The organism is Corynebacterium sp. HMSC30G07, from assembly GCF_001806945.1.
In the GTDB taxonomy this organism is placed as follows: Bacteria; Actinomycetota; Actinomycetes; order Mycobacteriales; family Mycobacteriaceae; genus Corynebacterium; species Corynebacterium riegelii.
Genome location: NZ_KV786480.1, coordinates 25,836 through 46,598, shown reverse-complemented (window position 1 = coordinate 46,598; position 20,763 = coordinate 25,836). Strand labels below are relative to the sequence as shown.

At 61.1% G+C, this 20,763-nt stretch carries 16 protein-coding genes; 10 read left to right on the top strand and 6 right to left on the bottom strand.

Translation table 11 applies throughout. From position 1 onward, the window contains the following. Window positions 1-135: 135 nt before the first annotated feature. Genes HMPREF3104_RS10365 through HMPREF3104_RS10340 form a run of 6 tightly spaced genes read left to right on the top strand, consistent with a single transcriptional unit; the run spans window position 136 to window position 8,461 of the window. A complete protein-coding gene (locus tag HMPREF3104_RS10365) occupies window positions 136-684 on the top strand; it encodes a TetR family transcriptional regulator (RefSeq protein WP_070495752.1) in 549 nt (182 codons plus the stop codon). Window positions 685-693: 9 nt separating this feature from the next. Continuing rightward, window positions 694-2,871 carry a glycogen debranching protein GlgX gene (gene glgX / locus HMPREF3104_RS10360; RefSeq protein WP_052203712.1) on the top strand — a complete coding sequence of 726 codons (2,178 nt, stop codon included), beginning with the start codon at window positions 694-696 and terminating at the stop codon, window positions 2,869-2,871. A gap of 7 nt (window positions 2,872-2,878) precedes the next feature. Further along, window positions 2,879-4,252, top strand: a complete 1,374-nt coding sequence (locus HMPREF3104_RS10355) for a 3'-5' exonuclease (RefSeq protein WP_070495750.1) — start codon at window positions 2,879-2,881, stop codon at window positions 4,250-4,252. Window positions 4,253-4,308: 56 nt separating this feature from the next. Then, window positions 4,309-4,914 carry a hypothetical protein gene (locus HMPREF3104_RS10350; RefSeq protein WP_141738227.1) on the top strand — a complete coding sequence of 202 codons (606 nt, stop codon included), beginning with the start codon at window positions 4,309-4,311 and terminating at the stop codon, window positions 4,912-4,914. 32 nt (window positions 4,915-4,946) lie between these two features. After that, on the top strand, window positions 4,947-7,448 hold the full coding sequence (treY, locus tag HMPREF3104_RS10345) for a malto-oligosyltrehalose synthase (protein WP_070495749.1): 2,502 nt from the start codon (window positions 4,947-4,949) through the stop codon (window positions 7,446-7,448). Window positions 7,449-7,450: 2 nt separating this feature from the next. After that, window positions 7,451-8,461, top strand: coding sequence for a GTP pyrophosphokinase (locus HMPREF3104_RS10340; RefSeq protein ID WP_070495748.1), 1,011 nt, complete (start codon window positions 7,451-7,453; stop codon window positions 8,459-8,461). Between the two features lie 9 nt (window positions 8,462-8,470). On the opposite strand, the gene HMPREF3104_RS10335 is transcribed toward HMPREF3104_RS10340, so the two are convergent. The 3 genes from HMPREF3104_RS10335 to HMPREF3104_RS10325 are packed head-to-tail and all read right to left on the bottom strand — an operon-like array spanning window position 8,471 to window position 9,744. Next, complete coding sequence (locus tag HMPREF3104_RS10335; protein ID WP_052203702.1) at window positions 8,471-8,854, bottom strand: RNA-binding S4 domain-containing protein; 384 nt, start codon at window positions 8,852-8,854, stop codon at window positions 8,471-8,473. 3 nt (window positions 8,855-8,857) lie between these two features. After that, entirely contained in the window at window positions 8,858-9,091 is a 234-nt protein-coding gene (locus HMPREF3104_RS10330; protein ID WP_052203701.1) for a hypothetical protein, read from the bottom strand. Window positions 9,092-9,108: 17 nt separating this feature from the next. After that, window positions 9,109-9,744, bottom strand: coding sequence for an IMPACT family protein (locus HMPREF3104_RS10325; RefSeq protein ID WP_070495747.1), 636 nt, complete (start codon window positions 9,742-9,744; stop codon window positions 9,109-9,111). Window positions 9,745-9,772: 28 nt separating this feature from the next. Between HMPREF3104_RS10325 and treZ the strand changes: the two genes are divergently transcribed. Beyond that, window positions 9,773-11,494, top strand: a complete 1,722-nt coding sequence (treZ, locus tag HMPREF3104_RS10320; RefSeq protein WP_141738226.1) for a malto-oligosyltrehalose trehalohydrolase — start codon at window positions 9,773-9,775, stop codon at window positions 11,492-11,494. Between the two features lie 11 nt (window positions 11,495-11,505). Here treZ and ilvA read toward each other — a convergent pair whose 3' ends face one another. After that, on the bottom strand, window positions 11,506-12,780 hold the full coding sequence (ilvA, locus tag HMPREF3104_RS10315; protein WP_052203695.1) for a threonine ammonia-lyase IlvA: 1,275 nt from the start codon (window positions 12,778-12,780) through the stop codon (window positions 11,506-11,508). Between the two features lie 114 nt (window positions 12,781-12,894). Between ilvA and HMPREF3104_RS10310 the strand changes: the two genes are divergently transcribed. The 3 genes from HMPREF3104_RS10310 to HMPREF3104_RS10300 all read left to right on the top strand — a co-directional run bounded on the left by HMPREF3104_RS10310 (window position 12,895) and on the right by HMPREF3104_RS10300 (window position 15,754). After that, window positions 12,895-14,742, top strand: a complete 1,848-nt coding sequence (locus tag HMPREF3104_RS10310) for a choice-of-anchor I family protein (RefSeq protein WP_210386502.1) — start codon at window positions 12,895-12,897, stop codon at window positions 14,740-14,742. A 120-nt stretch (window positions 14,743-14,862) separates the two neighbouring features. Continuing rightward, window positions 14,863-15,255 carry a hypothetical protein gene (locus tag HMPREF3104_RS10305; protein WP_070495746.1) on the top strand — a complete coding sequence of 131 codons (393 nt, stop codon included), beginning with the start codon at window positions 14,863-14,865 and terminating at the stop codon, window positions 15,253-15,255. Window positions 15,256-15,286: 31 nt separating this feature from the next. Beyond that, entirely contained in the window at window positions 15,287-15,754 is a 468-nt protein-coding gene (locus HMPREF3104_RS10300; RefSeq protein ID WP_070495745.1) for a hypothetical protein, read from the top strand. 76 nt (window positions 15,755-15,830) lie between these two features. Here HMPREF3104_RS10300 and HMPREF3104_RS10295 read toward each other — a convergent pair whose 3' ends face one another. Next, complete coding sequence (locus HMPREF3104_RS10295) at window positions 15,831-17,036, bottom strand: cobalamin-independent methionine synthase II family protein (RefSeq protein ID WP_070495743.1); 1,206 nt, start codon at window positions 17,034-17,036, stop codon at window positions 15,831-15,833. Window positions 17,037-17,171: 135 nt separating this feature from the next. After that, the gene (gene dnaE / locus HMPREF3104_RS10290) at window positions 17,172-20,732 is read right to left on the bottom strand and encodes a DNA polymerase III subunit alpha (protein ID WP_070496024.1); all 3,561 of its coding nucleotides are present in this window, start codon (window positions 20,730-20,732) and stop codon (window positions 17,172-17,174) included. Between the last annotated feature and the right edge of the window lie 31 nt (window positions 20,733-20,763).

Below are 20,763 nucleotides of genomic sequence, written 5' to 3'. Positions count from 1 at the left end.
GAACTAATCTCTCCTCAAATTTGGACTACATCCAGTTGAAAATACTTCGGACTATTCTAACAGCGTCAAGCTGGGCTTATTGTCCAACAGCCTTGTAAGCCCTCTGAGTCCTTTCTGTGAGTACAGTGGACAACTATGCAACTCACCGGCGCATCAATCACCGAGGCGGCGCTTGACATTCTGCGCCAATACGGGCTGGCGGATGTCACCATGCGCCGCGTTGCCACCTCTCTCGGCGTCGCCCCTGGCGCGTTGTACTGGCACATTGCCAACAAACAGGCGCTCATCGCATCCTTGGCAGAAGCGATTGTTGCCCCAGTTTTGGCCCCCGGAACGGACGATCCTGAAGCATTGTGCGCCCTACTTTATTCATGCGCGCTGGATATTCGGGACGGTGCTGAGGTTGTTGTCACTGCCCTCGGTTACCCGGATGCTTCCCTTGGCACAGCACTGACACAGCGCTTTGAAGAGGTGGTTGAGGCGAGGGTGGGCAACGTGGCGTCGATAAGCAACAAGCGCGCTGCAGCGAGCGGACTGCTGCACATGACTCTGGGGGCAGCCGCCGTGGAACAGGCAGGGGCCCAGCTTGCACAGCTAACGGGTGAGTCAGCCACACGCAGCGAGCACGATCATGCAACGGCTGTTCGACTGCTGCTCAACGGCTTGTGTACGCCGCGCGTATGATCGACCGACATGACTGAAACCATCAACCAGCCCTCCGGCACCCCCGAGACACCGGAGACCTGGCCAGGGTCCGCTTACCCGCTGGGCTCGACGTATGACGGGGCGGGCACCAACTTTGCACTTTTCTCCAGTGTTGCCACCAAGGTTGAGCTTTGTCTGATTGACCAGGACATGCAGGAAACCCGGGTCCCGCTGGAAGAGGTAGATAACCACGTCTGGCACGCCTATCTCCCCGGCGTTTCCCCGGGCCAGCGCTACGGCTACCGCGTCCACGGCCCATGGGACCCGGAAAACGGCAAACGCTGCGACCCGAACAAGCTGTTGGTCGACCCGTATGCGCGCGCGTTTGACGGGGAGTTTGACCAGCACTCCGCCCTGTTTTCCTACGACGTACACGCAGACAACCCGGGCACTGGCCGCAACGAGGAAGACTCGCTCGGCCACACCATGCTTTCTGTGGTGATCAACCCATTTTTTGATTGGGGCGATGACCGCTCCCCCAACATCCCGGATGAGGAAAGCGTGATTTATGAGTGCCATGTCAAGGGCATGACACAGCTGCACCCGGAGATTCCGGAAAACCTGCGCGGCACCTATGCCGGCATGGCACACCCGGCGATGGTGGAATACCTCACGGACCTTGGCGTAACCGCCATCGAGTTGCTGCCAGTGCACCAGTTTCTTCAGGACGATCGCTTGCGCGACCTGGGACTGCGCAACTACTGGGGCTACAACACGTTTGGCTTCTTCGCGCCTGAAAACCATTACGCCTCCTCCGACAAGCCGGGCGATGCGGTAGCTGAGTTCAAGCAGATGGTGCGTGCCTACCACGAGGCGGGCATTGAGGTGATCCTGGATGTGGTGTACAACCACACCGCTGAGGGCAACCACATGGGCCCGACCATCGCGTTTCGCGGCATTGATAATGAGGCCTACTACCGCCTGGTGGACGGGGATCGCTTCCACTACATGGACTACACCGGCACCGGTAACTCGCTGAATGTGCGCGACCCGCACTCGCTGCAGCTGATCATGGATTCGCTGCGCTACTGGGTCACTGAGATGCATGTGGACGGGTTCCGCTTTGACCTGGCTTCCACCCTGGCGCGTGAGTTTTCTGACGTGGACCGCCTAGCCACGTTTTTTGACCTTGTGCAGCAGGATCCGATTGTCAGCCAGGTCAAGCTGATCGCAGAACCCTGGGATGTGGGTGAAAACGGCTACCAGGTTGGCAACTTCCCCGCGTTGTGGAGCGAGTGGAACGGCAAATACCGCGACACTATGCGTGACTTCTGGCGCGGTGAGGCATCCACGTTGGGCGAGTTCGCTTCCCGCCTGACTGGTTCGTCTGACCTGTACCAGCACAACGGGCGCCGCCCAACGCACTCCATTAACTTCATCACCGCACACGACGGCTTCACGCTCAATGACTTGGTCAGCTACAACGAGAAGCACAACGCGGCCAACGGTGAGGACAACCGTGATGGTGAAAGCCACAACCGCTCCTGGAACTGTGGTGTTGAGGGCCCCACGGATGACCCGGAGGTGCTGCAGCTGCGTGCACAGCAGCGCCGTAATTTCCTAACCACGCTGCTGTTATCCCAAGGCACGCCGATGATTGCGCACGGCGATGAGTTCGCGCGCACTCAGAACGGCAACAACAACGTCTACTGCCAGGACAATGAGATTGCGTGGATGAACTGGGAGCTGCTGGAGGAATCCAAGGAGCTGCACGATTTCACCAAACGCCTCATTGCCATCCGTAAGGCCCACCCGGTGTTTCGCCGTCGCCGCTTCCTCAGCGGTGGCGCCTTGGGCGAGGACGTGCCGGATCGTGAGATTGCCTGGCTGACCCCGGATGGTCAGCTGATGGAGCAAAGCGACTGGGACTTCGCATTTGGCAAGGCGCTGATGGTCTACCTCAACGGTGATGCCATTACTGAGGCGGATCGTCGCGGCCGCAAGGTAAACGATGATTCGTTTGCCCTGCTGTTTAATGCCCACTTTGAGGACATTGAGTTCACGGTGCCGCCGCAGCAGTTCGGCGCCAAGTGGGAGATGTTGATTGATACCACTGAGCCGCTTGGGTATCCCGAGGAGAAAACGGTGGTTGCGGCAGGCGATACGGTAGTGGTTCCGGCGCGTGCCACGCTGGTGCTTAAACAGGTCGAATCCCCGGTGAGGTAGATACAACATGTTTGCAGTCCACGGTGCTCGGGTGACGGTAACTAACCGTGAGGTGGTAATTTCGCCGACGGTGCTTGAGGCGTCCCTGCGCGGTAACTCCGCGGATCGTGTGATCCCGCTTGCAGAGATCACTGGCATGACCGCGTTTGAAGGCGATGCGTGGTCGCCTAGCTCTTTGGAGCTTTTGCTTGGTAGCGGCGCGCTGACCCTTCACTTCTACCCCACCGAGCCTGACGGCCCGAAGGCTTTGGTTGCGCTGATTGAGGCTGCTCGTCGCGGCGAGGCGCCAGAGGCTGCGGCAGTTGATGGCGCAGCTGGCATCCCGGGCCTAAGTTTTGTGGCCCTGGATGTGGAAACCGCGAACCAGCAATGGGGTTCCATCTGCCAGATCGGCATGGTGAAGGTCATTGACGGTGAGGAAGTTGACCGCGTGTCGTGGAAGTGCTGCCCGCCCAAAGGCCTTGACACGTTTGACCCGTTCAACGTGTCCATCCACGGCATTACGGCTGAAGATGTCGCTGACTGCCCGGCTGTTGGGGACATGATGGAAGATGTCGCCGCGTTTATTGGGGAGCTTCCCATGGTGGCGCACAACGCCCAGTTTGACGCCTCGGCGCTGCGCTACGCCTGCTTGGCCTCGGATGTGCCGGTGCCGCGGGTGATGTTTGCCTGCACGCTGGCGCTTGCGCGCGCCACCAAGCTTGATGTGCAAAACCACCGCCTGCCAACCCTGGCAGAGCATTTCAACGTTGCGCTGGACAATCACCACGACGCGGCAGCTGACGCCGCCGCCTGCGCGGGCATTCTGAACGGGCTTGCCCGGGGTGCTGGATACGAGGGCAGTCTCATGGGCTTTGTCCACGGCGCTGGGTTTGCGTTGGGTTCGATTGATCAGGACCGGGTGACCCCGGTGCTCAGGGACCGCTCTGGGGCAACGAGGGCGCTTCAGGCTAAGGCTGCCGAGGAAGGTTCGATGGCCGCGGTGGTGGATGCTGTAGTTGAGCCTGAGGGCAACAACCAGAATGTGGATGATGCCCCGAAGCGTAAGCGTCGGCCTGCACCATGGGATGCGGTGGCTACCCCGGATACGATCCCGGAGCCGGATGCGAAGGCGGACCCGAACTCCCCGCTCTATGGGGAGAACGTCACCCTGACGGGCGACTTTGAGCCCTTTGACAAGGGTGAGTTGTGGGCCGGCATCGCCGCGCACGGCGGCCAGGTGGGCAAGAACGTGACCAAGAAGACCACGATCTTGGTTGCTGGCGAGTGGGCGACGATGACGTCGAAGGAAAAGCGTGCCCGTGAGCTGCAGAAAAAGGGCCAGGAGATCCAGATCTGGACGGCAGCTCAGCTGTTGGAAGCGCTTGGCTACGACGAGTAGCAAAAGTTTTTCTCGGCGTAAGGGAACCGGGGCGGGTGTTTCGCGGTCTAATACATATGCAGACAACACTTCTAGGCCACCGCTCCGTATCCCCTATCAACCACCAACTCTTTCCCCGCCTTGCCCGGCGCGACCCGCATGAGACAAGTAGCGCCAAGGCGTGGATGACGCCCGGCTTTGGCGCATCGACCGCGTTTGTGAGCCTGTCGCCTGGCCTGGTGTGCGCCTTCGAGGGGCCCAATGGTGATGTACTCACCCACCAGGAGGTCGGTGAGCTGGGTTTCAGCCCGCACCAGGCGTGGAATGCTGCGGCCCAGTCGTTGCGGGCAACGGCGATTACGGCTTCCGGTGTGCAGTTTTTCTCCCGCCCTGCGTCCGTCACGCTTGGTGCGCATGCCCCGCGCGGCGTGGAGGTCCGCGGTGATCTGCACACCGCGGCTGCCTGGTGTGCGCACCCGTTGACGTTTGGCATGTTGCACGCGCATTTTTCTTCGGTATTGAGCCCAACGCGGGATCTGGTGTTCTTCTCCCGGGATCAGCGTGAGCTGTTTGTCTTTGATGCGGACCAGTTTGATGTCGCCCGCGCCTTGGGGCACGAGGGTGTGCTGTTGTTCTCGCTCGGGTTTCCGCTGCTTGCCCGCACTCGCGTTTCGTTGGCGTAGCCGATGGGCTGTGCGGCGCTAGGGTTGTCTGCATGCGCCGGCCTATTACTTCTACGTACCGTTTGCAGCTTCGTGGTCCCCATGCGGACCCGGATGGCAGGGCGTTTGGTTTTGCCGAAGCCGCCCGTGAGGTGCCATATCTTCGTGACCTTGGGGTGTCGCACCTCTACCTGTCGCCCATTTTCACCGCGGTGCCCGACTCCAACCACAACTACGACGTGGTTGACCCCACCACGGTCAACCCGGAGCTTGGTGGCATTGAGGGGTTACGTGAACTGGCTCGCGTCGCCCACGAGAGCGGCCTGGGTCTGATCCTGGACATCGTGCCGAACCACCTGGGTGTGGAAAACCCGCGGATGAACCGGTGGTTCTGGGATGTGCTGAAGCACGGCCGGGATTCTGAGTTTGAGTGCTACTTCGACATTGATTGGCATGAGGACAACGGCGCCGGCGGCAAGATGGGCATGCCGGTTCTGGCCAAGGAGGGCGATGAGGACAAGCTTGAGCTGGTCCACCTGTCCGCCGAGGCGTTTCCCGAAGGTGCCGCGCCCGATGGCGAGGTGGTGCTGAAGTACTACGACTCCTACTTCCCCGTTATGCCAGGGAGCTTTGCTTCGCTTGACGACGATGTGTGGGACGTCTACCAGCGCCAACCCTACAAACTCATGTACTGGCGCGACGGCGTGATCTCGTACCGCCGCTTCTTTTCCGTCAACGGCCTGGCGGGTGTGCGCCAGGAGGACCCGCTGGTCTTTGAGCGAACGCACCGTTTACTTCGCCAGCTGATCGCGGAAGACCTCATCGACGGCGTGCGCGTGGACCACCCGGATGGTCTTGCAGATCCCTTTGATTACCTCACCCGCCTGCGTGATTTGATCGGCCCGGACCGCTGGCTGGTGGTGGAGAAAATCCTGGAGGTCACCGAACCGCTAGATCCCCGTCTGCAGGTGGACGGCACCACGGGTTATGACGCCATGCGTGAGCTCGACGGCGTGTTTGTGAACCAGTCCGCCGAGGACGCACTTTCCGTCTTGGCCATGCAGCACACCGGGTCCACGTGGGATGAGGCAGCCCTGCACGCCGCGGAGCCACAACTCAAGCGCAGGGTGGCCACCTACGAGCTTGCCGCAGAGGTACTCAGGCTGGCGCGCGCGATCCGCCGTGACAACTTCTCCACCGCCGGCAATGACGTCAGCGACGAGGACCTCATAGACACCGTGGTGGAACTGATGTCCGCCATCCCTGTCTACCGCGCGGACTACCGCTCCTTGTCGCGCATCCTGTCCACCGTGATCGCAGAGATGGCTGTAGCCCAGCCTGACCGCGTGGACGCACTGAACTTGATCTCTGCCGCCATGCTGGCCAGAGGTGAGGCAGAAACCCGCTTCGCCCAAGTCAGCGGCGCCGTGATGGCCAAGGGCGTGGAAGACACCTTGTACTACCGCGCAAGCCGCCTTGTAGCCCTCCAAGAGGTCGGCGGCGCACCGGGGCGTTTCGGGGTGGGCGCGGCGGAGTTCCACCTGCTGCAGCAGGAGCGCGCACACTTGTGGCCGAAGGCGATGACCTCGCTGACCACGCACGACACCAAACGCAGCGAGGACACCCGCGCCCGCATGCTGGAGATTTCGGAGGTTGACGCAGCCTTTGGCGAGCTCACCCGAAGCGTGTTTGCGCTGGTGCCCCCGCCGGATACGTTCACCGGTCATTTCTTGCTGCAGAACGTGTTGGGCATCTGGCCGGCAGACGGCAACTTCAGCGATTCCTTGCGCTCACGTCTGCATGAGTACGCACTGAAGGCGGTACGTGAGGCCGGGGTCAACACCACCTGGCTGGATCGTGAGGATGATTATGAGAGCGCCATCGTCGCCTGGATCGATGCGCTGATTGATGGTCCTGCGACTGCAGACATCGCACGCGTTGCTCGCGATCTCCACCGCGGTGGTGTGGTGGTCTCGCTTGGCCGCAAGGCGCTGCAGCTAGCAGGCGCCGGCGTGGCCGATACGTACCAGGGCCAGGAGCTCTTCGACTACTCCCTGGTTGATCCGGATAACAGGCGGTTTGTGGATTACAGCGAACGGGCGCACATACTGGCTAGCTACCGCGAAGCCCGCGCAGACGATGACTTTGATGCAGCAGCGTTTATCGGTGATGTGACCAGCCCCGAAGGTGCCGACCGCGCGAAATTGCTCACCACCACCGAAGGCCTGCACCTGCGACTGGAGTACCCGGCGCTGTTTACGGCAGGTGACCACCAGGCAGTTTTTGCAGTCGGTGAGGCCCACGATTGCCTGATCGGCCTTGCGCGTGGGGACGCCGCTGGCCCAAGTGTCATCGCCCTTGCCACCCGCACCCCGCTTGGCCTTGAGGCTCGCGGCGGCTGGGGTAATACCACGGTTCGGCTGCCTGAAGGCGAGTGGACGGATCGTTTCACCGGCAAGGTCTATACGGGCTGCACGGACGTGGCTGATCTGTTTGAAGTCTTGCCTACTGCCCTGCTGGTCTCTTCCCAGCTCACCCAGACGGGACGTGTATAGCCGTGCCTAAACAAGACAACACCATTGCCCGGCTTGGCTCCACATACGCGGAGTGGGTCAAGGCCAACCCGGAGATTGCCACCCACTTTCGCGACGCGCTGCATGAGCTCATGTCTGATGCCGGCATCACCTTTGACCGGGTGGACGTGCGGGTGAAAACGTGGCCGTCGCTCAAAGAAAAAGCCCGCAAGAAAAACGACAAGGGCGAGTTTGTCTACCCGGACCCGTGGAATGACATCAAGGACATCATCGGGGCGCGCGTGACAGTCCTGCACTCAACTGAGATCCCGGCTGTGCAGCGCCTGTTGGCCGACCAGTTTGAGGTCTTACGCAGCGTAAACAAGGCGGAGGAAACGCGCGTCTCTGGCGGCTTCGGCTACGGTTCGCACCACCTGCAGGTGCGCGTTACGGAAGCCTCGGAAGGCCTTGAGGATTACATCGGCACCGTCTTTGAGGTTCAGATCCGCACCGTGCTGCAGCACGCTTGGGCGGAGTTTGAGCATGACATTCGCTACAAGCGCGCGGCGGAGGCACGCGCGGATCCACAGGTGGACCGCGCCTTTACCCTTGCTGCGGGGCTTATTGAGCTGGCTGATCAGCAGTTTGACCAGATCGCCAGCATCTCCGGCAACCAGGAGCAATCAACACCGGCAGATGCATCCGACACCACTGCAGAACTCACCCCGGAAACCCTGCCCGGCATTCTCACGATCTACCTGGGCTCGCAGTACCCGCTCTCACGCGCCAACACGTACCGCTTCCTCAATGAGCTACTGCGCACCCACGGTATTGAGCGTGCTGACCAGCTGGCGGAGCTGCTCAACCCCGCTGACGTTGAGGCGGTCTTGCACTCCATCAAAAGCCCGTTTACCCCGGGCCAGGTGCGCATTGTGGATGACGTGTTGCTCAACCGCTTCGGTACCGAGCACATCGAGCGCACGTGGGATGCTGGCAACCGCCCGCGGGAGCGCAAGCTTCGACTCACCCGGCGTCTGGCCAAGCTGCGCAGCTAGCGGCCACAGTTAGCGGCCACGGCCAAGCAGCCTGTCGGTTTCGCGGCGTTCCTTCTTGGTTGGCCTCCCCGCGCCACGGTCGCGCTTTGGCATGGAGGCAAAAATGTCCATCGGCGGTGGCGGCGGGGACACGTCCACGTAGCATTGGCGCGCAATCGGTGCGCCAACGCGTTTTCGCACGGTGGCAGTGACGTCAAACTCCATGTAGCGGTGGTCTTTCCACACGCGCACATGATCTCCCGGCACTACTTGTGCTGCGGCTTTCACCGCCTCCCCGTTGAGTTTCACGTGCCCGGCGCGCACCGCCTCGGCTGCTTGGCTGCGGGTTTTGAAGATGCGTACGGCCCACAGCCAGACGTCGATACGCACGGCGGAGCTTGCAGGCTGAGTCACTGCTTAGTAGTGATCCTTTGTGTTAACAATCTGCTGGACCTTGTTCCAGTTCACGTAGCCGCCAACAACGGCAACGACGAAGCCGAGCACAAGCACGGTCCAGCTTCCTGCAAGCAGGCCAAGCACAATGCCGCCTGCGACACCGCCGCCGGCCCAGAGGACTGCGTTGCGGGAGTAGGTACGCACGGCTTGCTTGCGTGCTTCGATGGGGTTGTTCGGTCGTGGCTGCAGCGTCATGGCGGTGATTGTACCTCTTAGCGTTCCACCCATTGGTGCCCGCCGGAGCGCGTCGTGGCGTTGCCTTGGGTGAGTGCGGCAATGTGGGCGTCGATCACCTCGCGCTCACCTGGTTCGTAGGCCAGGGTGTAGCAGGCGAGCCTGTCGTATTCCACACCGATCACGTCCACGCCGCGCACGCGCAGCTCCGCTTCGATGCGCCCGGCATCCGCGTGCGGCAGGTCAACGGTGACCAGTTCTTTCATCGCGCGGGTAACGCGTGTGGTTTTTGCCAGCGCCTCACTCACCGCGTCGGTATAGGCGCTGACCAGGCCGCCTGTGCCAAGTTTGATGCCGCCGAAGTAGCGGATCACCACGGCTGCCACGTCCAGCATGTCGGATCCTTTAAGCACCTCCAGCATGGGTTTGCCGGCGGTACCAGAGGGCTCCCCGTCATCAGAGGAGCGCTCGATCGGCAGCGCGCCGTCCACGTGCACGATGAATGCTGAGCAGTGGTGCCTCGCGTCAGGGAACGCCTCGCGGGCACGGTGGATCAAGTCGCGCGCCTCTTCTTCGGTGGTCGCGCGGTCCACCCAGGTGATAAAACGGGAGCGTTTAATCTCCAGCTCATGGGTGACAAGCTGGGCGGCGGGGCGTTGATAGGAAGTGAGCATTGCTCTCAGACTAGTACGGTGGGTTTTTGTGACTACACCGCGATTCAACATTTGGGCACCGGTGGCGCATAGCGCCCGCATCATCATCGACGGCACGGAGCACGACATGCGTGCCACCAACGGTGGGTGGTTTACCTGCGACGAGGTCCCGTCCCCCGGCCAGCGATACGCTTTTTTGCTTTTCGACGGCACGTCCTGGTCCACACCACTGCCCGACCCGCGCACCCGCTACCAACCTGAGGGCGTCCACGGCCCTTCCGAGGTCGTTGCCACGGACTTTGCCTGGACAGATGAGGCGTGGGGCGGCATTGAGCTCAAAGACCAGGTGCTCTACGAGCTGCATGTGGGCACGTTTAGTCCCGAGGGCACGTTTGATGGCGTGATTGGGAAGCTGGATTACCTGGCTGACCTTGGCGTCAACGCGATTGAGTTGTTGCCGGTGCAGCCGTTTGCTGGTGAACGCAACTGGGGCTATGACGGCGTGGATTGGTTCGCCGTGCAGCATTCCTACGGCGGCCCGGAGGGGCTCAAGCGCCTGGTGGATGCGGCGCACGCGCGCGGCATCGCCGTGATTATGGACGTGGTATATAACCACTTCGGCCCCGAAGGCAACTACAAGGGACTTTTCGGCCCCTACACCACCGCAGGGCACACGGCTTGGGGTGATGTGGTCAACATTTCCGGCCCTGGATCGGATGAGGTGCGCGCCTACATCCTGGATGCGGTGCGTCAGTGGCTGGACGAGTTCCACGTGGACGGCCTTCGCCTGGATGCGGTCCAAGCCTACGATGACCGCCGCGCATACTCGATTATGGAGGAGATCCGCCAGGTTGCAGATGCCACCGCCGAAGCCACCGGCGTGCCCCGCACCATCATCGGCGAAACGGACCAGAATGACCCGCGCATTGTCAACGACGAGTCCCGCGGCGGCTACGGCCTTTCCGCCCAGTGGTGTGACGACGTGCACCACGCCTTCCACTCCCTGATCGCCGACGAGCGCCAGGGCTACTACTGCGACTACGGCACGATCGAAGTGCTGGCAGAGACCATGGCGAATGCGTACCGCTTCCGCGACACGTGGTCCGCCTACCGCGGCCGCACCCACGGCCGTGCCTTGGATCTGTCGCATGTTGCGCCGTGTCGCATGGTGACCTACACCACGAATCATGATCAGGTGGGTAATCGTGCGGGGGGCGATAGGCCGTCGCAAAGCGAAAGCCCTGAGCAACTCATGCTGCGGGCCGCAACGGTGCTGCTCTCCCCCTTTACCCCCATGCTGTTTATGGGTGAGGAGTTTGGTGCGCGCACGCCGTTTCCGTTCTTTGTCTCGCACACCGACCCGGAGCTGGTGCGACTGACGCGCGAGGGCCGCCGCCACGATTTCGCTCGCGAAGGCTGGAACGAGGCGGACGTGCCCGACCCGGCGGATCCGGCAACCTTCGATTCCGCCAAGCTGGACTGGGAGTTTGATGAGCAGCAGCAGAAGCTTCTTAACGCCTACCGTACCCTCATCCGCCTGCGCCACTCCCACGGGTTCAACCGCGATGACCTGCGCACGCTGGAGGTTTCCCACGATGAGGGCGGCTGGCTGTGCCTGCGCGAAGGCAACACGGCGTTTGTAGGCAACTACTCCCCCAACACAGTCACCGTGCCCGTGGGCGGCGAATTGGTGTATTCCTTCAGCAACCCGCAGGTGGGCCCAAGCGAAACCGTGCTGGGCCCGTGGGAATTCGCGCTGATTGAGGGCTAACTAGCCGGAGACTAGCCGGAGACGATGTACTCGTACTCCGGGGTACCGGGCTCGAGGCGCCGACACTCAATTGGGGACGCCGCCATGCGCTCAAGCAGCGGGTCTAAGTCACTTGCGCGGCTCAGCTCCAAGCCTGCGAGCGCGGCGCCGGTTTCGCGGTTGTTCTTCTTCAGGTACTCAAACAGCACGATGTCATCGTCCGGGCCCAGAATGTCCGTAAGGAAGGAGCGCAGCTGGCCCGGCTCCTGCGGGAAGTTCACCAGGAAGTAGTGGCGCAGGCCGCGGTGCACCAGGGAGCGCTCCATGACCTCGGCGTAGCGCAGCACGTCATTGTTGCCGCCGGAGATGATGCACACCACGGTGGATCCGGGCTGGATCTTCAGGTTTGCCAGGCCAGTCACGGCCAGCGCGCCCGCGGGTTCGGCGATGATGCCCTCGTTTTGGTACAGGGCGAGCATTTCAGTACACACCGCGCCCTCGTCCGCGATCATCAGGTGGGTACGCCCCTGGTTTTCCTCGATGACTTGGTACGGGAAGTCACCGATGCGTTTGACTGCCGCGCCGTCTACAAACGGGTCAATATCGGCCAAGGTGACTGGCTCCCCCGCCTCCATCGCGGCATGCAGCGAGGCCGCACCGCGCGGCTCCACGCCAACAATTGCGGTGCGCGGGGACATGTCCGCCAAATACGAAGTCACGCCTGCCAAAAGACCGCCGCCACCAACAGGTACGACGATGGTGTCAAGCTCGCTGCCCTGGCCTGTCAGCTGCGCAAGGATCTCCGCAGCCACCGTGCCCTGGCCCACCACGGTGTCGCGCGAGTCGAATGGCTCGATCATGGTTGCGCCGCGCGCCTCAGCGTCCTCACGCGCGGCCTGGGCTGCCTCATCAAACGTGTTACCGGTCACTACCAGCTCGATGTTGTCCCCGCCGTGGACCAGGATGCGGTCACGCTTCTGCTTCGGCGTGGGCTTAGGCACGAAAATCTTGCCCTGGATCCCCAGCGCGCGACACGCATAGGCCACGCCTTGGGCATGGTTGCCTGCCGACGCCGCGACCACCCCCGCCGCGCGGTCCTGCTCACTCAACCGGGAAATGCCGTAGTACGCACCGCGAATCTTGTAGGAGCGCACATCCTGCAAGTCCTCACGTTTGAGGTAAATGTTTGCGCCGTACTGCTCCGAAAGGCGTGGGCAGTACTGCAAGGGTGTCGGTTCAATTACCGATGAGATGCGCGCCTGCGCCGCTTGAATGTCCGCTGCGTGCACTGGCTGGAACGAAGTCATGGTGGGTAATAGTAACCCCTTGTCACTCAATGTTCAGATTGAAGCAACCTGTAAGCAACGTGGACGGGATACATCTAGGTAGGTCTTGTCCTGTTATCCCTAGAAAGTTGCCACATGTTTGCTCCTCGTACCGCACTTGCTTTGTCCACCGCCGCCGCGCTCAGCGTCGGCATGATCACCCCGGCACACGCCGTTGTTGTGGAGCAGCCGGTCTATGACCAGGACCCGAACTCCGGCGTGAAGGTGTCCACGCTCGGTTCCTACGGTGCGGGCGTGTTTGATAAGTCCGCCGCTGAGATCGTTGCCTTCCACGCAGCTAGCAAGCGCATCCTGACGGTGAACGCGACAAGCGGCAAGATCGACGTGTTGGACGCGTCTGATCTGAGCAACCCGACGAAGATCGGTGAGGTCTCCGGCGGCGAGAACACCACCATCAACTCTGTAGCCGTGCGTGCCGACGGCTTGGCCGTAGCCACCGTCGAGCCGGAGAATAAGACCGACACCGGTGAGCTGATCTTCTTCGACGCCGGCGCCGAGACGCCTGGCGAGGTCCTTGGCCGCGTCGGCGTTGGCGCCCTGCCGGACATGGTGGCCATGACGCCTGCTGGCGACTACGCGCTGGTAGCCAACGAGGGCGAGCCTGCCGAGGACTACTCCGTGGATCCGGAGGGCACGGTCTCCGTGATCGCTTTGCCGGCTGGTGTTGCCGCCGCTACGCAGGCAGACGTGCGCACCGCCGACTTCCGCGCGTTTGAGGGCACCTTGGCCGCCAAGGGCGTACACATCTTCGGCCAGGTAGGCGCGTCCACCACCGAGGCGCAGAACCTTGAGCCGGAATACATCGCGGTTGACGGGGCCAAGGCGTACGTCACGCTGCAGGAGAACAACGCCATCGCCGTAGTAGATATCGCCTCCGCCAAGGTTGAGGACGTCTGGCCGCTCGGCTACATCGACCGCCGCGAGGTGCCTTTCGACGCCTCCGATAAGGACAAAACGATCAACATCACCACCTGGCCGGTCAAGTCCATCCTGCAGCCGGATGCCATCGCCGCCTACAACGTTGGCGGCACGACCTACCTGGTACTTGCTAACGAGGGCGACGCCCGCGACTGGGACGGCTACTCCGAAGAAGCCCGCCTGAAGAACTTTGGCAAGAAGGGCATCGCCCCGATCTGCGAGGGCTACGCGGGCCTTTCCGCCGATCAGCTCAAAGAACTGCAGTCCGACGAGCAGCTGGGCCGACTGAACATGACCACCGCGTTTGGCCTGAATGAGGAGAAGGGCTGCTACGACGACCTGTACAATTTCGGCGGCCGTGGCTTCTCCATCTTTACTGCCGACGGCACTCGCGTTTTCGACTCCGGCGCCGACTTCGAGCAGATCACCGCACGCATCCTGCCAGAGAACTTTAACTCCAACCACACCGAGACCTCATTTGAAACCCGCTCTGATGACAAAGGCCCGGAGCCGGAGGGTGTGACCCTGGGTGAGATCAACGGCCGCACCTACGCCTTCATCGGCCTTGAGCGTCTTGGCGGCGTGATGGTCTACGACGTCACCGACCCGACCAAGGCGAGCTACCAGGCATACATCAACAACCGTGACTTCTCCGTCAATATGAAGGAGCTAGAGGGTGACGAGGCGGTTGCCCAGGGCCTCTCCAAGGTCGGCGACCTTGGCGCCGAAGGCCTGACCTTCGTAACTGCGAAGGACTCCCCCAACGGTGAAAACCTGTTGATTGTTGGCAACGAGGTCTCCGGCACCACCACGATCTTCCAGGTGGATTCGCTGCTGCCAACCTCTGACGCTGATCCAGCCCCTGCCCCACAGCCGGCGGGGTCAAGCAAGGGCAACGCTCTGGCTGTAGCGTTGAGCGCGATTATTGGTGGAATCTTTGTCATTAGCGGTTTGGCAGCACTGTTTCCAGGTTTGAATAACCTGCTTGGCCAGCTTGGTAGGTAGACATTTGTAAGCCAAGGCTGTGTTTTGGCTCCAAACCTGATAGATTTCTACCCGTCCGAATTGCGAGGGCTGTGAATCATGCCCCATTGCAATCAATCCATTCTTTTGAGGAGAACTGCTATGAAGCGCATTTCCACTGCTCTTGTTGCTGCCGCTGTTGCAACCGGCCTGGCTATCACCCCGGCTGTTGCCGAGGATGCTCCGGTTAAGGACGAGAACACCACCGCTCCGGCTGAGGGCGCCGAAACCCCGCGCAACGGCAAGGAGAACCCGGAGCAGCCGGGCAACGGCAAGGAGAACCCGGAGCAGCCGGGCAAGGACGACCAGACGCCGGGCAACAACAAGAAGAAGAGCGGCGTAACCACCGGTTCCGCTGTTGGCTCCGTTGTGGGCATCCTGTCCGCAATCCTGACCGCTGCGATCGTGATCTTCTCTAACCCGAAGGGCATTGACAAGGCTATTGACCTGCTCAACGCTAACTTCGGCCTGGGTCTGCAGAAGTTCGGTTTCTAATTAACTCCTCCGAAGGGTTTCAGGCACGCTGATGAATTCCCGTACCGCGCTCGCACTTATTACTGCTGCAGGGCTGGCTCTGACTGGTGTGGCTACCGCTAACGCTTCGATCAGCTCGAGCAATGGTTCTTCCGGTACCCAGACGAAGTCGACGGTGACCGCGACGACCACCGCCACCGCTACCCCGACCACCACGGTCTCGTACCCGGTCACTACGACCACGACGGTGACTGGCACGGATGGGGTTACCACTGTGGTGGAGTCTGTCATCGAGGAGCCGACGACGGTGACGTTTACGCCGCCGAAGCCGACGGATGCAAGTTCCCGTCTGATGGAGGCCAGCAGCCTGTCTGAGGAAGCTGAGGTAGCCTTCGCCGTGATCGGCGCAATTATTACCTCGCTGGGTATTCTGACCCAGGTGGCAACATTTGTACTAGCCACCAATCCGGAGTTGCTTGCCCAGGTACGCCACGCCCTTGGCGTCGTGCCTGAGGACTAGAACTAACCACAAAAAACCACCATCCCCGTTGTGTTGGGGGTGGTGGTTTTTTGGTTCTACGTAGGCGTCGATAAGCCTAGAAAAGCTCCTTGGAAGCGATGGCCGCACCCTCAACCAGGGACTCGAGCTTGGCCCAAGCGATCTGGTGGTGCAGACGGCCGCCCAGGCCGCAGTCAGAGGAGGCAACCACACGCTCCGGACCGACAACCTCAGCGAACTGGATGATACGGTCCGCAACCAGGCGGGGGTGCTCAACCGCATTCGTGCTGTGGGAGATCACACCCGGGTAGATCAGGGTGTTCTCCGGCAGCTCACGGTTTTGCCACACGCGCCACTCATGAGCGTGGCGCGGGGAAGCGCCCTCGAAGGAGTAACCGCCAACCTCAACGCGCAGGATCTCATCAACGATGTCCTCGAACGGAATGTCGGTCACGTGCGGGCCGTGCCAGGAACCCCAGCAAATGTGCAGACGGGTCTGCTCCTTCGGCAGGCCCTTGAGTGCAGCGTTGATCGCGTCCACACGGATGCGCAACCACGCAAGGTAGTCCTCCAGGCTCGGCTCCGGGTTGATCTGATCCCAAGACTCAGCCAGGTCAGGAGCATCCAACTGGACGGTAAAACCAGCGTCAGTGATCGCCTTGTACTCGTGGTGCATCGCGTCAGCACACGCCTGGACCAGCTCAGCGTCATTGCCGTAGTACTCATCCGTCAGACGTGCCGCAGAACCCGGCGACAGAGCTGCAACGAAGCCCTCCGTTGCACCGGCCTTGTCCATGGCGGCGCGCATGAGCTTGACGTCCGTCTCAACTTGGTCCTGGCCGATGTAGGTGACCGGACCGGTGAACTTCGGATTGCCCACCTTTGCACGGCCAGTGAAAATACCCGAGGTCGGATCCTCGTATGCTTCCGAGAACATCGCACGGTCACGACGATCCGGGAAACTGGTCAGCTGAATGTTACCCGGGGTGGAACGCTTGATTGCCTGGTTCGCCCAACGGTCCTCATCAGTCATGGTCAGGCCACCAAGGCGGGTGAACGAGTAGTTCCACCAGGCGCCGTAGTCCACGGCACCAGAGGTGATGTGGCCGTACTCGCCCTCATTGATGATGTCGATGCCCAGATCAACCTGCTTCTGCACCACCTGATCAATGGAGGTCTGCAGAATTTCAAAGAACTCATTGTCCTCGATGGTGCCTTCGGCGCGGCGGGCATTCGCCTCAAGCAGTTCCTGCGTGCGCGGCAACGAACCTACGTGGGTTGTCCGGATCTTGTTAGTAGCCAATGAACGCTCCTTTGCGGGTACTCAGAATTTTTAAAATTACCTGAACCAGAGCGTACGCCAGCCCGCTTGTTTATCCACCTCAGACGATGTCTTCACTGCGCGGGTCAGCATAGGTTTCCGCGCCGCGGAACACTACTACCCCAAAATGCCCGGTCCCATCGAGGCTTTCAGGTCCCCCATCAGCGATGCGGAGCGGTCCACCCGCAGGTGGTCTCCCAACACGAGCAGCTGGGAGTGCTCACCATTGACAAGGTTCAGGTACACGTCCGTGTCACCCGGATTATTCAGCAGCACCGACTTCAGCCTGCTGATGTTGTCCACCGTGCATTGGTCGGTGCGCATAGTCAGGCGCAGCGGCAGGCCAGCGCCGCCGCCGGGGCCGAGCTCCGGCACCTTGACGTCGTCACCAAACAGGCTCATGCGCTCATCACGGATGGAAACGTGTGCCTTGACCAGGATGATGTTGTCTTCAACAATCTGCGGTGCCACAAGCGCGTAGACCTTGTTAAACAGCAGCACCTCAACCTGGGCACCGTGGTGGTCTTCAATCGTGACAATGGCCCACGGGGAGCCGTCCTTCTTGGAAAACCTGCGGTCCACCGAGGAAATCAACCCGCCGATGGTCACCTCGGCGCCGTGGCGCAACTCGCCCGCCAAGATGGTGGTCAGCTGCGTATCAGTCTGGGCATCAATGGCCTCTTCAAAGCCATCCAGCGGGTGGCCCGAAACGTACAGGCCCAACATTTCACGCTCCAAGGCTAGGGCGTGCTTCTTTTCCCACTCATCATCAGGAACCTCGATGGCAAACGCGTTGGCCGTGGCCTCATCGTCCCCGCCGAATGAGGCGAACAGGTCAAACTGCCCCTTATCCGCGGCCTTCTTCGTGGCAAGCACGGAATCCACGGCGTCTTCTTGGATCAGCATCAGGCCCTTGCGCGGGTGCCCAAGTGAGTCAAACGCGCCGGCCTTAATCAAGGATTCTGTGATTCGCTTGTTGCACGGCAGCAGATCAATCTTGTCCAGGTAATCAGAGAAGCTTGTAAACGCGCCCTTAGCGTGGCGAGTCTCCTTGATAGATTCCACCACTTCCGCACCAACGTTGCGGATAGCGGCAAGGCCGTAGCGGACGTCTTTGCCCACAGCCATGAAGTTTTCTTCAGACTCATTAATATCTGGCTGCAGCACCGAGATACCCATGTGGCGACAATCTGCAAGGTAGATGGCTGACTTGTCCTTCTTGTCACCCACAGAGGTCAAAAGTGCCGCCATGTACTCGGCGGTGTAGTTCGCCTTCATGTAGGCAGTCCAGTATGACACCAGCGCATAGCCCGCAGCGTGCGACTTGTTAAACGCGTAGGAAGCGAACGGCTCAATCGTGCCCCACAGCGCGTCCACCGCCGCCTTGGAGTAGCCGTTATCAAACATGCCCTGGGAGAACGTCTCATACTCCTTGGCCAGCACCTCAGGCTTCTTCTTGCCCATGGCTTTACGGAAGCCATCTGCTTGGCCAGCGGTGTAGTTGGCCACCTTCTGGGAGATGTTCATGATCTGCTCTTGGTAGACGATCAGGCCGTAGGTCTCATCCAGAATCTCCCGCAGCGGCTCTTCCAGCTCCGGGTGAATCGGGGTGATCGGCTTGCGCCCATTCTTACGGTCCGCGTAATCCCAGTGTGCGTTCACACCCATCGGGCCCGGACGGTACAGCGCCAAAGATGCCACAATATCGTTAAAGCCTGTCGGCTTCATGCGCTTGAGCAGCTCCTGCATGCCGCCGGAGTCCAGCTGGAACACACCGAGGGTGTCACCGCGGCCGAGTAGCTCGTACACCGCCTCGTTGTCAGTATCCAGGCCCTCAAGGTCGATGGTTTCGCCACGGTTCTTTTCGACGTTTTCCAGCGCATCACCCAGCACCGTCAAATTTCGAAGACCCAGGAAATCCATCTTCAGAAGGCCAATGGCCTCACACGCCGGGTAGTCCCAGCCGGTGATAATCGCACCGTCCGCCGGACGCTTCCACATCGGAATGTGCTCCATCAGCGGCACAGACGCCATAATCACCGCACAGGCGTGCACACCAGCCTGACGCACCACGCCTTCAAGACCGCGGGCCGTCTCATAGATCTTCGCCACATCCGGGTCGGTTTCAATAAGCGAGCGCACCTCAGCAGCCTCTGCGAAACGCGGGTGGTCCGGGTCCGTAATACCGGCCAGCGGAATGTCCTTCGCCATGATCGCCGGCGGCAGCGCCGCGTTAATACGGTCCGCCATTTGGAAGCCGGGCTGGCCGAAGTTCACCTTCGCCGCGTCCTTAATAGCCTGCTTGGTCTTCACCGTGCCAAAGGTGATCACTTGGGCAATCTTGTCTTCGCCCCAACGCTCAGCGGCGTAGGTGATCATCTCTCCACGGCGGCGGTCATCAAAGTCAATATCAATATCCGGTGCGGACGGACGCTCCGGGTTCAAGAATCGCTCAAAGAGCAGGCCATGCTCCATGGGGTCAATGTTGGTAATGGTCAGCGCGTACGCCACCAGCGCACCAGCAGCCGAACCACGGCCGGGACCTACGCGAATACCAATCTCGCGGGCGTGCTTAATCAGCTCCGCAACGATGAGGAAGTAGGACGGGTAGCCCTTCATATCAATAACTTCCACTTCGTAGCGCGCACGCTCGATGTAGCTTTGCGGTACCTCCTCGCCTGGGAAGCGGGCCTGCAAACCGCGCATGACTTCTTCCATCAGCCAGGACGTCGGCGTGTGGCCCTCCGGCACGTCTGCAATCGGCATGCGGTCATGCGGGTGCTCCTCCCACAGCTCCGAGTAATCCCCCACGCGCTCTGCAATCCACAGCGTATTGTCGCAGCCGTCCGGCACATCCGTGTCCCAGAGCTCACGCATCTGCTCGGCGGACTTGATGTAGTAGCCCGTGCCGTCAAACTTGAAACGGTCCGGGTCCATCAGCGTCTTACCGGTTTGCACGCACAGCATCGCCTCGTGCGCCGGTGCCTGGGACTCCAGCACGTAGTGACAGTCATTGGTTACCAGCGGCGGCAGGTCCAACGCTTGGCCAATGCGCAGCAGGTCTTCCCTCACGCGACGCTCAATGTGCAGCCCGTGATCCATCAGCTCAAGGAAGTAGTTGTCCTTGCCGTAGATGTCCTGCCACATCGCAGCAGCTTCCAGCGCCGCGTCATACTGGCCCAGGCGCAGACGCGTCTGCACGTCACCGGACGGGCAGCCCGTGGTGGCGATAATGCCGTCGGCATGTTCGGCGATCAGCTCTGCGTCCATACGCGGCCACTTACCAAGCTGCCCCTCATAGGACGCCAGCGAGGACAACTTGAACAGGTTGCGCAGACCAGTCGCATTCTCCGCCAGCATGGTCTGGTGCAGGTACGCGCCAGAGGCGGAAACGTCATCCGACTTCTGGTCGGGAGTGCCCCACAGCACACGCTTCTTGTTAAAGCGGGACTCCGGCGCCATGTAGGCCTCAATGCCAATGATCGGCTTGATGCCAGCGTCCACCATGCGACGGTAGAACGCGTTCGACCCAAACATGTTTCCGTGGTCGGTCATACCTACCGCGGGCATTCCCTGGCGGGCAACTTCGTCTGCCAACAGATCCACCTTTGCCATGCCGTCAAGCATGGAAAACTCCGTGTGGTTATGCAGGTGAACGAAGGAAGATTGCTTGGCCATGCGGACCATCATATCCGCGCCATGACACAGG

Coding starts and splice junctions, on each gene's coding strand:
- HMPREF3104_RS10365 (WP_070495752.1), top strand. CDS start 136: ATGCAACTCACCGGCGCATCAATCACCGAGGCGGCGCTTGACATTCTG.
- glgX (WP_052203712.1), top strand. CDS start 694: ATGACTGAAACCATCAACCAGCCCTCCGGCACCCCCGAGACACCGGAG.
- HMPREF3104_RS10355 (WP_070495750.1), top strand. CDS start 2,879: ATGTTTGCAGTCCACGGTGCTCGGGTGACGGTAACTAACCGTGAGGTG.
- HMPREF3104_RS10350 (WP_141738227.1), top strand. CDS start 4,309: ATGCAGACAACACTTCTAGGCCACCGCTCCGTATCCCCTATCAACCAC.
- treY (WP_070495749.1), top strand. CDS start 4,947: ATGCGCCGGCCTATTACTTCTACGTACCGTTTGCAGCTTCGTGGTCCC.
- HMPREF3104_RS10330 (WP_052203701.1), bottom strand. CDS start 9,091: ATGACGCTGCAGCCACGACCGAACAACCCCATCGAAGCACGCAAGCAA.
- HMPREF3104_RS10325 (WP_070495747.1), bottom strand. CDS start 9,744: ATGCTCACTTCCTATCAACGCCCCGCCGCCCAGCTTGTCACCCATGAG.
- ilvA (WP_052203695.1), bottom strand. CDS start 12,780: ATGACTTCGTTCCAGCCAGTGCACGCAGCGGACATTCAAGCGGCGCAG.
- HMPREF3104_RS10310 (WP_210386502.1), top strand. CDS start 12,895: ATGTTTGCTCCTCGTACCGCACTTGCTTTGTCCACCGCCGCCGCGCTC.
- HMPREF3104_RS10305 (WP_070495746.1), top strand. CDS start 14,863: ATGAAGCGCATTTCCACTGCTCTTGTTGCTGCCGCTGTTGCAACCGGC.
- HMPREF3104_RS10300 (WP_070495745.1), top strand. CDS start 15,287: ATGAATTCCCGTACCGCGCTCGCACTTATTACTGCTGCAGGGCTGGCT.
- dnaE (WP_070496024.1), bottom strand. CDS start 20,732: ATGGCCAAGCAATCTTCCTTCGTTCACCTGCATAACCACACGGAGTTT.